General features: G+C 65.6%; 9 protein-coding genes and 1 pseudogene. 9 read left to right on the top strand and 1 reads right to left on the bottom strand.

The annotated features are described in order from the left end of the window. The 7 genes from ACXAF5_RS20800 (at nucleotide 1) to ACXAF5_RS20830 (ending at nucleotide 9,717) form a co-directional block, all read left to right on the top strand. Nucleotides 1-1,410: an AAA family ATPase gene (locus tag ACXAF5_RS20800; RefSeq protein ID WP_474948069.1), complete on the top strand. Its 1,410-nt coding sequence runs from the start codon at nucleotides 1-3 to the stop codon at nucleotides 1,408-1,410. A 73-nt stretch (nucleotides 1,411-1,483) separates the two neighbouring features. Continuing rightward, a complete protein-coding gene (locus ACXAF5_RS20805; RefSeq protein ID WP_474948070.1) occupies nucleotides 1,484-2,593 on the top strand; it encodes a ParB/RepB/Spo0J family partition protein in 1,110 nt (369 codons plus the stop codon). 506 nt (nucleotides 2,594-3,099) lie between these two features. Beyond that, entirely contained in the window at nucleotides 3,100-4,998 is a 1,899-nt protein-coding gene (locus ACXAF5_RS20810; RefSeq protein WP_474948071.1) for a polysaccharide biosynthesis protein, read from the top strand. A gap of 133 nt (nucleotides 4,999-5,131) precedes the next feature. Further along, nucleotides 5,132-7,309: a YjbH domain-containing protein gene (locus ACXAF5_RS20815; protein WP_474948072.1), complete on the top strand. Its 2,178-nt coding sequence runs from the start codon at nucleotides 5,132-5,134 to the stop codon at nucleotides 7,307-7,309. Then, nucleotides 7,306-7,995, top strand: coding sequence for a YjbF family lipoprotein (locus tag ACXAF5_RS20820; protein WP_474948073.1), 690 nt, complete (start codon nucleotides 7,306-7,308; stop codon nucleotides 7,993-7,995). Before ACXAF5_RS20815 ends, ACXAF5_RS20820 begins: the two co-directional genes overlap by 4 nt. Before the next feature lie 176 nt (nucleotides 7,996-8,171). Beyond that, the gene (locus ACXAF5_RS20825) at nucleotides 8,172-8,462 is read left to right on the top strand and encodes a hypothetical protein (protein ID WP_474948074.1); all 291 of its coding nucleotides are present in this window, start codon (nucleotides 8,172-8,174) and stop codon (nucleotides 8,460-8,462) included. Nucleotides 8,463-8,676: 214 nt separating this feature from the next. Then, nucleotides 8,677-9,717, top strand: a complete 1,041-nt coding sequence (locus ACXAF5_RS20830; RefSeq protein WP_474948075.1) for a DUF2793 domain-containing protein — start codon at nucleotides 8,677-8,679, stop codon at nucleotides 9,715-9,717. A gap of 18 nt (nucleotides 9,718-9,735) precedes the next feature. Here ACXAF5_RS20830 and ACXAF5_RS20835 read toward each other — a convergent pair whose 3' ends face one another. Further along, a complete protein-coding gene (locus ACXAF5_RS20835) occupies nucleotides 9,736-10,854 on the bottom strand; it encodes a polysaccharide biosynthesis/export family protein (RefSeq protein WP_474948076.1) in 1,119 nt (372 codons plus the stop codon). A gap of 113 nt (nucleotides 10,855-10,967) precedes the next feature. Here ACXAF5_RS20835 and ACXAF5_RS20840 point away from each other — a divergent pair, with 113 nt between their 5' ends. Together ACXAF5_RS20840 and ACXAF5_RS20845 are read left to right on the top strand one after the other, a co-directional pair. After that, the gene (locus ACXAF5_RS20840) at nucleotides 10,968-11,840 is read left to right on the top strand and encodes an NAD-dependent epimerase/dehydratase family protein (protein ID WP_474948077.1); all 873 of its coding nucleotides are present in this window, start codon (nucleotides 10,968-10,970) and stop codon (nucleotides 11,838-11,840) included. After that, nucleotides 11,837-12,445 (top strand): annotated as a pseudogene (locus ACXAF5_RS20845) (sugar transferase); the annotation flags it as partial. The gene ACXAF5_RS20840 and the pseudogene ACXAF5_RS20845, both read left to right, overlap by 4 nt. Nucleotides 12,446-12,496: the final 51 nt, after the last annotated feature.

A 12,496-nucleotide genomic window follows, 5' to 3' on the forward strand; every position in this document is an offset into this window, starting at 1 on the left:
ATGGCCAAGGATATCCACAGCAAGGCAGGCACCACCCTGCCCCCCTATTTCAACATTGATCCCGATGCAGCCATGGCAGAGCTGGACCAGCCCACCGACACTGCCCGCTTTGCCGAGATTGCCGAAGGCTGCGCCCGGGGACGTGCCGATCTCGCCAGTCGCGGTCTCGATGAAGAAGGGACAAAACACCTGCGTCTGTTCTCCACCTGGGAAATCACCCGCTATCTGATCCCGGTGGCGCAGGCCCATTTCCGCCGGGTGCTCAAAGCCAATCCGGATCTGCCGCAGGGGCGCTCGGAAACCGAAGGCGGCGCCAAGTGGTTCACTTTGGATGAGGTGCTGCGGCTGCGCGCGTTTTTTGCCGCGCAAGGATCAAAGGCCAAGAACTACCTGCCCTATCGCCCCGAAGGGCTGGCCGCCAAACTGGTGGCGGTGGCGAACTTCAAAGGCGGCGTTGGCAAGACCTCGACCGCCGCGCATTTGGCGATGTCCGCGGCGCTAGATGGCTACAAGGTGCTGGTGATCGATCTGGATTCCCAAGGCTCGATGACCTCAATCTTTGGCGGCAAGGTCGAGGATGAGTGGAAGACCGCCTTCCCGCTTCTGGCGCGTCACTACGGCGAACATCTGCGGGTGGAAAACCAGCGCCGTCTCGATCGCGGCGACGCACCGCAGCCGCTGGACGAGAGCCTCACCGCAGCGATGGAGATGACGGCGGCGGATGTGATCCAGCCGACCCATTGGCCCAACATCGACCTGATTGGCGCGCAGCTGAATTTGTATTGGGCCGAGTTCCAGATCCCGGTCTGGCGGATGGCGGCGCGCGCGTGGAAACTCTGGGACGCGCTCACCGACCGGCTGGAGGCCGACGGGGTGCTCGATCAATACGATGTGGTCTTTATCGACACGCCCCCTGCCCTTGGCTACCTCACCATCAACGGGCTTTCGGCCGCCGACATCCTCCTGGTGCCGATGGGGGCGTCTTTTCTGGAGTTCGACAGCACGGGGCGGTTTTTTGACATGCTGCATTCCACCTTTGCCTCGATTGAGGAGGGCGAGAACCTCGCCGCCCGTGCCCTGGGGCGGCCCGAGATCGGCTTTGAATGGGATGCGGTGCGGGCGGTGATCACCCGCTACGATGGCGCGCAGCAGGGCGAGCTTGCGGGGCTGGTGCAGGCCTATATGGGCCCGACCCTGTCGCCGCACCGGCAGGATTACACCGCGCTGATCGGTCAGGCGGGCGAGCAGGTCAATGGCATCTACGAGGCGGATTACCGCGACTTCAACCGCGAGACCTATGCCCGGGGGCGCGAGACGTTTGATGAAACCTATGCGGCGTTCAAGCGGCTGCTCAACGGCGTCTGGCGCCGCGAGGAACTGGCGTTGCAGGCCGAGCGCGCGGCCTCCTGAGGCGGCATTAGGATGGGACTGCGATACTCTGGGCCTGGTGCTCCGAGTGGCGGCATGAGGAAGGACGACGAGAATGGCAAAACGCAAACGGCTGACCCCGGCCCAGCCCACCTATCTGAGCGGCAGTGACAAAAGCCCCGCCGCGGCCCCCGGTCCGCTCTCGATGGGGGCGGCCCCGATCGCGCAGGTGGCCTCTGACACCTCTGCCTCCGCCGCGCTCGAAGAACTCTCCGGTGTGCTGGAGCAAGCCCGCACCAAGGGGCTGATGATCGAAGAGCTGCCGTTGTCGGCCATCGACGAGACCTACCTTGTGCGCGACCGCATCGAGCAGGGCGAGGACGACATGCTGGGCCTCATGGAGTCACTCCGGGCCCGTGGTCAGCACACGCCGATCGAGGTGGTCAAACGCGAAGACGCCCATGGCGAGAAAACCCATGGGCTGATTTCCGGCTGGCGGCGTCTGACGGCGCTACGCAGACTCTATGAAGAGACTTCAGACCCTAAATTCGCCGCTGTCAAAGCTCTGGTGGTGCGTCCCGAAAGCGCGGCGGACGCCTATCTCGCGATGGTCGAGGAAAACGAGATCCGGGTTAACCTCAGCCATTATGAACGCGCGCGCATCGCGGTGCAGGCGCTGGCAGAGGGGGTCTATCCGGATCAGCGCAAGGCGCTTTTGGGGCTGTTTCAAAACATCCCCCGCGCCAAACGCTCCAAGATCGCGAGCTTTGTGACGCTGGTGGAGGCGCTGGACGATGTGCTGCGCTATCCGACCGCCATCCCCGAAAAACTGGGTCTCGCCATCGCCCGCCACCTTGAGGAGAACCCCCGCTTTGGCCGCGAGTTGGCCGGCAATCTGATTGCCTCGGATTGCCAGCATGTCTCTGAGGAGCTGGCGGTCTTGCATGGGCATATTGCGGCGTGGGATGCGAGACTAAATGAGGATTTAGACTCTGATCCCCTGCCTGCCCTGGCCCCGACGCCCGCGCAGTCTGCCTCTGAGCCATCCTCCAAGGCCTCCCCTCCCCCGCGCCCGTCCCGTCCTGCACAAAACCGCGTTTCGCTGGAAGCCGCCCCCGGGGTTATGTTGACCTTCACGGAAGAGACCCGGAAAATCGAATTGCGCGGAGACGGCGTCACCCCGGATCTGGTGCAGGCCCTGCAGGATTGGTTCGCCCAACGCTGATCCTCTGCGATGCCCTCTTTGTTCGAGACAGGCAGGCGTCCTCCGGGGCGCCTGTTTTGAGTCTGGATGCACCCTTGGCGCGATGGATCCAGGAGAAGTCAATATAGGTCAGTTGTGTTGACCTATTGTTTCGCGTGCGAAACATTAGGTAAGTAGTGCTGACCTATTGTTTCGCACGCGAAACAATGCGTAAGGGATGCTGACCTACCTGTCCGGCAGTCTCCCCGCCAGTCCCTGCCGCATCCGCGCGGGCGGTCGCGTCGAGCACCCCGCGCGCGTGCCTGTTTCTCGGGCAGTACCGGCGCAACTCTGCCGATATCGGGATGCGTTAACGACAGAACGGGCGAAAACATCGTATTTCTGGATTTATTCCGTGGGAAACCTATGGCGCGGGCGCCGCCGCGCGCATAAAACCGTGAGGGGGATGTGATGATTTCGACCCGTGTATTGGATCAGGAACGCGATTGAAGACGGGCGTAGGACGCCCGCGATTTGAGGTGACGAACATGTTGAAACTCGTGGAGCGGCTGACGCGTCAGAACAAGGCCACGATCTTTCTGACGCTGGACTTGCTGCTGCTTCCGGTTGCGTTGCTGTTTGCCCTGGTGCTGCAAGACATGCCGGTCTCTCCCCTGGTGCTGCTGGGGCAGATGCTGCCGGTGCTGCCCTATATCCTGTTGCTGGCGGCGGGGCTGTCCTATTGGCTGGGGCTGCCGCAGGTGCAGCTGATCGCCTATGAACGCCACGCGGTCAGCCAGACCGCGCTTCTGGCCACCGTGGTGGCGGCGGCGGAGGCCGGGCTTTGCGCGCTGTTCGGCCCGGACTTGCCGCTGGGGGTGCATGTGGTCTTTGGCCTCAGCTACCTGCTGATGATGGTGGCGGCGCGGGCGATGATGTTGCAGATGGTGCTGGCGCTCTACCGCCGGGCGCGGCCGCGGGCGCGGGTGCTGATCTATGGCGCCGGCAATACCGGCACCCAGCTGGCGCAGGCGCTCAAGGCCCATGACGGGATCGATCCGGTCGCCTTTGTCGACGACAACAAATCGCTCCAGGGGCTGACGCTGGTTGGCTTGCCGGTCTATGCCCCGACCCGGATCGCCGAGGTGGTCAAAGGGCGCGACGTCAAACGCGTGCTGCTGGCGATGCCCTCCCAGAGCCAGCCGAAACAGACACAGATCATCCAGCGCATGCAGAAGCTGGGGCTGGAGGTGCAGGCGCTGCCCTCCTTTGCCCAGTTGATCGGCGAGGAAGCGCTGGTGGACAAGCTGACGCCGGTGCCGCCGCAGCGGTTCCTCAGCCGCGACGCCTGTGATGTGCCGCTCCAGGCCTGCGCCCAGTCCTATGCCGACCGGGTGGTGCTGGTGTCCGGGGCCGGCGGGTCGATCGGCTCGGAACTCTGCCGCCAGATCCTGGCCTGCCGCCCCAGCAAGCTGGTGTTGTATGAACTGTCGGAGCTGGCGCTTTATACCATTCACCAGGAACTCTCCCAGCAGCTGGAAGACGCGGATATTCCGCTGGTGCCGGTCCTGGGGTCGGTCACCGATCCGCGCCAGGTGCGCCGGGTTCTGGAGCGGCACCGGGTGCAGGTGGTGCTGCATGCCGCCGCCTATAAACACGTGCCGCTGGTGGAGGCCAACCCCCTGCCCGGTCTGGCCAACAATGTCTTTGGCACCCAGACCCTGGCGCGGGCGGCGGCGGAATATGGCGTCGAACGCTTCATCCTGATCTCTTCCGACAAGGCGGTGCGCCCCACCAATGTGATGGGCGCCTCCAAGCGGATGGCCGAGCTGATCGTGCAGGATCTGGCCTCGCGCTCCGGGCCGCAGGGGGATGGGTCTGCCGGCCGCACGGTCTTTACCATGGTGCGGTTCGGCAATGTGCTGGGCTCCTCGGGATCGGTGATCCCGCTGTTTCAGGAACAGATCGCCCGGGGGGGACCGGTCACCGTCACCGACCCGCGGGTCAAACGTTACTTCATGACCATCCGCGAGGCGGTGCAGCTGGTGCTACAGGCCGGGGCCGAGGCGGCGGGGGGCGAGGTCTTTGTGCTCGACATGGGCGAGCCGGTGTCGATCCTGCAACTGGCCCGCCAGGTGATCGAGGCCGCCGGATATCATGTGCGCGATGAGGCAAACCCCGAGGGGGATATTGCCATCGACATCATCGGGCTGCGCCCCGGCGAGAAGATGGAGGAGGAGCTGACGCTCTCCACCGAACTGACCACCACCGCCCACCCCAAGATCTTCTGCGCCCGCGAGGCGGTGCTGTCGGAAATCGAGGTGGCCGCCCTGATGCGGGCGCTGCGCCAGGTGGTGGCTGCGGGCGATGGCGCCGGTGCGCGGCGGGTGATCGCGCGCTGGGTCGAGGGCTATGTGCAGCCGCAGGAGGACCGCAAGATGTCCTGAAAAGCCACAGCAGCCCAGAAAGCGGCTCCCGCCCGTTGAACGGGGCGGGCAACTGGGGCAGTAAGCAGGAAACACCGGTGCCGCCGACGGGCCGGACGACAGGACAGATGACGGACCAAGGATACCCCCGCCCGTGACACGCCGCAGCCCCCGGACGCCCCAGCGCGCCGCGCCTTTCTGGATGGTCCTCGCGCTCGGCGGTGGCCTCGCAGCGCCGCTGATGGCCGACACCGAGACGCCGCAGGGCTTTGCCTGGCCGGAGACCCCGAGCCTCAATTTCTATGGGGTGCCGGGGCTGATCGACATGCCCAGTGCCGAGATGCTGCCGGATGCGCAATTTGCGCCTTCGGTCAGTTATTTTGCCGGCCAGGGCCGGGTCAACATGCAGGTGCAGGCGCTGCCCTGGATGACCGTCGGGTTCCGCTATACCGGCATCCGGAACAACAATCCCGACGAGTTGCTGTTTGGATTCGAGACTTATTATGACCGCAACTTCGACGTGCGGTTCCGCCTCTGGGACGAGGGGCGCTATCGTCCCGCCGTGGCCGTGGGCTTGCAGGATTTTGCCGGCACCGGCCTGTTCAGCAGCGAATATATCGTTGCCACCAAGCGGTTCGAGCCGGCCGCTTTGCCCGGCCGGCTGAAGGTCTCTGCGGGGCTCGGCTGGGGGCGCTTCGGCTCCAGCGGTGCGATCGCCACCCTGGGCGACAGGGGCAGCTTTACCGCCGGGGACACCGGCGGCGAATTGTCCACCGACCAGTGGTTCCGCGGCGATGTGGCGCCCTTTGCCGGGGTGGAATGGACCTATGGCAAATGGGGGGTGAAGGCGGAATATTCCTCGGATGCCTATACGATGGAAACCGAACAGGCGCAGGCCTTCGAGCGCAAGTCGGATTTCAATTTCGGGGTGGAATACCAGGCCAGCCGGCAGTTGCGCCTGGGGGCTTACTACCTCTATGGATCGGAATTCGGCATCACCGCCCAGATCCAGATGAACCCGCGCCATCCGGCCACGCGCATGCAGGTTCCGGCGCCGACGCCGGTGGTGCCCCGCAGCGTCTGGGCGCAGGATGAGGCGTTGTGGACCGAGAGCTGGGCCGGCAGTCGCACGGCCCGCGTCAAGACCCGCGACCTCCTGGCCGAAGCGCTCCAGCAGGACGGTCTGATCCTGGAAAGCGTGACGCTGGAGGGCACCCGCGCCGAGGCCCGCATTCGCAACACCCGCTACCTGTCGCAATCGCTGGCGGTGGGGCGCACGGCGCGGGCGATGGCGCGCAGCCTGCCGCCCTCGGTCGAGACCTTCCGGATCGTGCCCACCTCCGGTGGCCTGGGGCTGTCTGCGGTGGAGATCCGCCGCTCCGACCTGGAGGCGCTGGAGTTCTCGCCAGAGGCGGCGGATGCGATCTGGGCGGTGGCCGCGGTCAAGGATGCCGGTCCGGTTGCGCCCGAGGCCCTGGTCTCGGAAGAGCTCTACCCGGCATTTTCCACCTCCTTCACCCCCTATACCTCGCCCTCCTATTTTGACCCGTCGGTGCCGTTCCGGATCGATTTCGGCGTCGATCTGAAGGCCAGCTACAGCCCGGCGCCGGGCTGGAAATTTGCCGGGGCGCTGCGGCAGCGGGTCTGGGGCAATGTGGCCGATGGCCGTCCGGGCAACTCGAAGCTGCCGGCGGTGCGCACCGACCAGCATGAATACGCCCAGTTCGACACCACGCTGGAGCAGCTTTATGGCGAACGGCTCTGGCGGCCGGGGCACAACCTCTATGCGCGCGCCTCGGTGGGGTATTTCGAAAGCATGTATGGCGGGCTGTCCGGGGAACTCCTGTGGAAGCCGCCAAACAGCCGGCTTGGCCTGGGGGCGGAGCTGAACTACGTGCGCCAGCGCGATTTCAACCAGCGGTTCGGCTTTCGTGACTATGACGTGCTGACGGGGCATGCCTCGGCCTATCTGGAGTTGCCCAAGGACTACCTGCTGCAGGTGGATGCGGGCCGCTATCTGGCCGGTGACATCGGTGGCACGGTTTCGCTGACCCGAACCTTCGACAATGGCTGGCAGCTGGGGGGCTTTTTCACCCTGACCGATGTCTCGGCGGAGGACTTCGGCGAAGGCTCCTTTGACAAGGGCATCAAGCTGTCGATCCCACTCGGCTGGCTGCTCGGCCAGCCCTCCCGCAACGCCTACGGGCTGACCATCCGTCCGGTGCAGCGGGACGGTGGGCAGCGGGTGTCGGTGCCGGGGCGGCTTTATGGCCAGGTGCGCAGCGCCCACCGCAAGAGCCTGCAGGAACAACGCGCGAGGTTCTGGGAATGAGACATCTGCTGCGCCATATCCCGGCTGCGCTGCTGGGGCTGGCCGTGCTGGCCGGCTGCGCCCGCGGGCCGGAAGACACGCCGCTGGAGCTGGAACTCGGCCAGGTGCTGCGGGAGCAGCTGCCCTGGGGCAAGGAAAAGCCGCAGCCGCCCACTCTGACGCGGGCGCTGTTGGACAGTATCGAGGAGCCACATCTGGAGGTGGTGATCGAGTCGGAGGATCTGCGGGACTACGTGACGCTGCAACTGGCGCGCCAGGACGACCTGCCCGGGCGAATCGAGGTCTGGCGCACGGTGGACAATATCACCTTCGGGTTCCGCGACGGGCTGTTGATCTCCACCCGCGGGCTGCGCGGCACGCTGCTGTCCGCCGACGTGCCGGCGGACGGGCAGGGGCCCATGGGGCCGGCTGGCGGGGGCCAGCGCAGCTATGAGTTCCGCGGCGATGACAGTGCCTCCTACCGGGTGCGGCTGGCCTGCGAGGTGAAAGACCTTGGCGCGCATGAGTTGGAGATCGTGGGGCTCCGCTATGCCACCCGCCATGTGCAGGAACGCTGCACCGGACCGCAGGGCGGGCATATCGTCAATGACTACTGGGTTGATTCCCGCAGTGGTCGTCTGTGGCAGTCGCGGCAATGGGCCGGGCCGGAGGTGGGCTATATCCGGCTGCGTCAGGTCGTGATCTGAGCCGCCGGGGGCAAAACCTTGCCGATCTGGCCGCAGGATGTCGCGTTTTTTTGGCAACGGCGAAATAAAAACGAAAAAGCAAGGATCTTGATGCTAGGCAGGGCGTTGAAAAGAAACGGGGCCTGACTTAGGGTCCCTGCGAGGATATCCCATATCTCCACAGGAGTTTTGAAGACATGAAGAACATTATCGCAGTTTCCGCGCTGGCCATCATGGCCGCAACCGGTGTTGTTGCCCAGCAGCAGGGTGCTGCTGCTGGCGGTTCCGGCGCCGGTGGTGCCGGTGGCGCAGCAGGCGCAGGCGCAGGCGCAGGTGCAGGCGCAGGCGCCGCAGCTGGCGCAGGTCTGGGTGTTGGCGGTCTGGGCGCAGCAGGCATTGCTGCTGCTGCTGTTGCCGCAGCGGCCGTCGTGGCTGTCGTTGCCAATGACGACGACGACACTTCCACCACCACCACCACCACCAACTGATCTGTGACAGGCCCCGGGGTCGCTCCCCGAGAGGCTGTCGTGCAGAATAAAATTGAAACGGGTCCCCGCCGGCGGGGACCCGTTTTTCGTATGTGATGCCGTCTGTGGTCTGGGCCAGCGGACCGGTTAACCGGGCGTGCGCCCTGTTGGGCGCGTTTTTAGAGGAAACCGGCAGGATCGGGGCAGATTGCCTGCAACCGAAGGATTCTGCCCCATGCCTCCGACCTCGCCCCAGCGTTCCGACCGTCTTGACCTGCCCTATCTGATGCCTGCGCAGGCGCAGAAACATGTGACCCACAATGACGCGCTGCAAACGCTCGATCTGGTGGTGCAGCTGGTGCTCGAAGAATTGGCGCGAGAGACGCCGCCCGTGGACCCCGGGCCGGGTGACATCTATGCCATCGGCGCCAGCCCGGTTGGCGCCTGGGCCGGGCAGGGCGGGCGGCTGGCTGCCTGGAGCGATGGCGCCTGGCTGTTCTTCGATGCCGCCGAGGGCTGGCGGGCCTGGGCGCGCGACAGCGCGCAACTGGTGGTGCGACAGGGTGGCAGCTGGAGCGCCATGGAGGCCGAGGTGCGCGACCGGCTTGGTGTGGGCACCAGCCCGGATGCGCAGAACCCGCTGGCGGTTGCCGGTCCCGCCACGCTGCTGACCCATGTCGGCGCGGGCCACCAGCTGAAGATCAACAAGGCCAGCGCCAGCGATACGGCCAGTCTGCTGTTCCAGTCCGGCTGGAGCGGCCATGCGGAGATGGGGCTTGCGGGCGAGACCGCCTTTTCCCTCAAGGTCAGCCCGGATGGCAGCTCCTGGACCGAAGCCCTGCGCGCCGATCCCGCCAGCGGCCATCTGAGCGGGGCGGCGGTGCAGGCCTCGGCCAGCGATACCACCGCCGGGCGGCTGATGCGGGCGGACTGGGGCTATGGGCCGGGCAATCTCTTGGGGACAGTGGCGCTGTCGGGCGGGGTGCCGACCGGGGCGGTGCTGGAGCAGGGCAGCAATGGCGATGGCGACTGGCTGCGGCTGGCCGACGGCACCCAGATCTGCTGGGCGGCGCGCAGTGCCGGCAGCAGCTGGAGCTTTCCGCAGGCTTTTGCAGCCTCTCCGCTGGTGACCGTGACCAGTCAGGAGGCGTCCGCGCGGATGGTGGCGGCCACGGGGGGCAGCGCCACTGCGGTGACACCGGTCAGTTTTGACAGTACCGGCGCGCCCCAGCCGGGGGACAGTGTGGCCTGCCTGGCGGTGGGGCGCTGGGATTGACCCGGCGGGGGCTTCGGATCAGTCGACGACACCGAGACGGCTGAAGATGCCGAAGACATTGCCGAACAAGTTTGCAACTGTCAGCGCGTCATTGATCGGGCTTTCGGTGGCCATGACCAGATCGCCGGGGTTGATCTGGAAGTTGCGGGCCGAGAACAGCCCGTCGGCCGAGGTCAGATCCAGGGTGAAGATCACCCTTGTCTGGCGCGGTCCCCGGACGCCGGGCGCCACTGCGGAGGCCGGGTATTCGCGTAGGATCAGCAGCCCTTTGGGATCGGCGCGCCCGTCCTGAATACCGCCGGAGATCGACAGCGCATCCATCGCCGAGACCGCATCCTTGGTGAAAATATGGAGATCCTCGGTACCGGTGGCCCCGAACGAGAGGAAATAGCGCTCATCCTCCTCGACAAAGACCCGGTCGCCGCCGCGCAGCAACGTGTCCTTTTGCGGATGGTTGAGCAGGTTATCCACCGAGGTGCCATAAAGCCGCCCGCCGCGCATCAGCCGGATCTGCGGATTGTTGAGGCTTGCGGCAATGCCGCCGCCGGCGGCGATCAGCCCCATCACGGAGTAGTTGCGGTCGGGCATCGGGTAGGTGCCGGGCCGGGCGACGCCGGAGACCAGATCGACCGAGTTGTTGCGCCCTTCGGTCATGTCGAGTTGCAGCTGGGCGGAGGGCACGATGCTTTCCAGCTCCTGCTGCAGCTTTTCGCGCGCCAGCTCCGGGGTCATGCCGTGGACGTTCACATTCCCCACATAGGGCAGGAAGACCGACCCGTTGGCCGCCACACGCACGTCCTGCAACTGCACCATTTTCTCGCCCACGGAACTGAGCAGGGAACTGTCGTTGCTGTCCCAAATCCGCAGAGTCAACCGGTCTCCGGGCTGAATGATCTGGGTCTTGGGGCCCCGGCTGGCGTTGATCCAGGGCAGGGTTTCCTGTTTGCCGGTGGGGGGCCAATGCGCCACCGTCGGCAAAAACGCGCGGGTCACCGCATAAAGCGCAAAGTCGTTCTGAGGATTCTCGATATCCCTCAGGACTTCCTCGCTGGCAGGAGCGCCGCCGGGCAGGCGGGAGCAGGCGGCAGGGATGAGGGCAACGGAGACGGCCGCAACCAGAAGCGAGATTTTCAGCATGAAGTCCTTGTCCCGATGGCAGTCGGGGCGTGTTTGTGAATATGTTGCAGGCACCATACTGGTGGGGGGAGTATCGTCAATGATTGCCCCCTTGCAAACAGGATCCAAGAGCAATGACCCGCGCGCCTGTGACATTCCTGCTAACGCCCCTTGTACTCGGGGCCACCGGCCGCATCGGGCGGGCGCTGCGATACCGCTGGGGGGCGGAGGCGGCGCTCTGGCAGACGCGGTACAGGCAGCCAGGGGCGCAGTGGCGTCTGTTTGATCCGCTTGGACAGCCGGATGTGCTGGTGTCCACCGCACAGGCCGCGGGGCAAATCCTCTGCCTGGCCGGAGCCGTGCCGGGGCGTGGGGGCGATCTGGCGGACAACACCCGGCTGGCGGAGGCTGCGGTGCGGGCCGGGGCGGCGGCGGGCGTGCGGGTGGTGCTTGTGTCGTCGGCGGCGGTCTATGGCGCGGGGCAGGGGCCCTTGACGGAAGAGACCCCGCTGACCCCGGCCAATCCCTATGGCGTGGCCAAGGCCGAGATGGAGGCGCGGGCCTGCGCCCTGGCCACAGAGCTGGGGGTGGAGGTTGCCGTGCTGCGCATCGGCAATATTGCAGGCTTTGATGCGATCCTGGGCGGCTGGCGGCTGGGGTTCCGGCTGGACCAGTTCACCGACGGGCGCACCCCTAGGCGCAGCTACATCGGGGTGCTGACACTGGCCGATGTGATCGCCGCCGTCCTGGATGCTCCCGACCTGCCCGGGGTGCTGAACATCGCCCAACCCGGCCTGATCGAGATGGGGGCGCTGTTGCAGGCGGCGGGGCGGGATTTTGCAACAGTGCCCGCGCCGCAGGGCGCAATCCCGGAGGTGGCGCTTGACCTCTCCTGCCTCAGCGGGTTTCTGGCGCCACGGATGTCGTTGCCGGAGGCCGATCCGGCGCGGATGGTGGCGGAAATGGCCTTGTTAGAGCCACATATGAAGGAATCCCTCCGCCCATGACCTGGGACAAACGCTTGTTCGATCTGTTTTTTGTGATGCTGCTGATCGTGATCCTGGGTCCGATCCTGCTCGGCCTTCTGGCCTGGCTCTTGCTGAAGGAAGGCCGCCCGGTTTTTTACGTGGCAGAGCGGATGAAAGGCGTGAATCGCCCATTTAGACTCTGGAAACTGCGCACCATGACCGTTGTGGACGAGGACAGCGGCGTCTCTGGCGGCGACAAGGCAGCCCGGGTCACCAAAACCGGCGCCTGGCTGCGCTCAAAGCGGCTGGATGAGTTTCCGCAGCTCTGGAACATCCTCAAGGGGGACCTGAGCTTTGTCGGTCCGCGCCCGCCGCTGCGGCAATATGTGGAGGCGCATCCGGAGATCTATGCCGAGGTGCTGAAGTCGCGCCCGGGGGTGACCGGGCTGGCCTCGATCACCTATCACAAGCACGAGGCGATGCTGCTGGAGCGCTGCGCCACGCGCGAGGAGACCGATGCGGTCTATTCCCGCACCTGCGTGCCGGCCAAGGCGCGGCTGGACCTGATTTACCAGCGCCACCGGAACATGTGCTACGACTTTGATCTGGTGTTCCAAACCATCGGCAACCTGTTCCGGCGCGGCAGGTGTCGAGGAGGCCTTTGTGATCTATCGCCCCACCGGTCAGATCATGTG

The sequence above is a fragment of the Epibacterium sp. ABV4_022 genome (genome assembly GCF_056159345.1).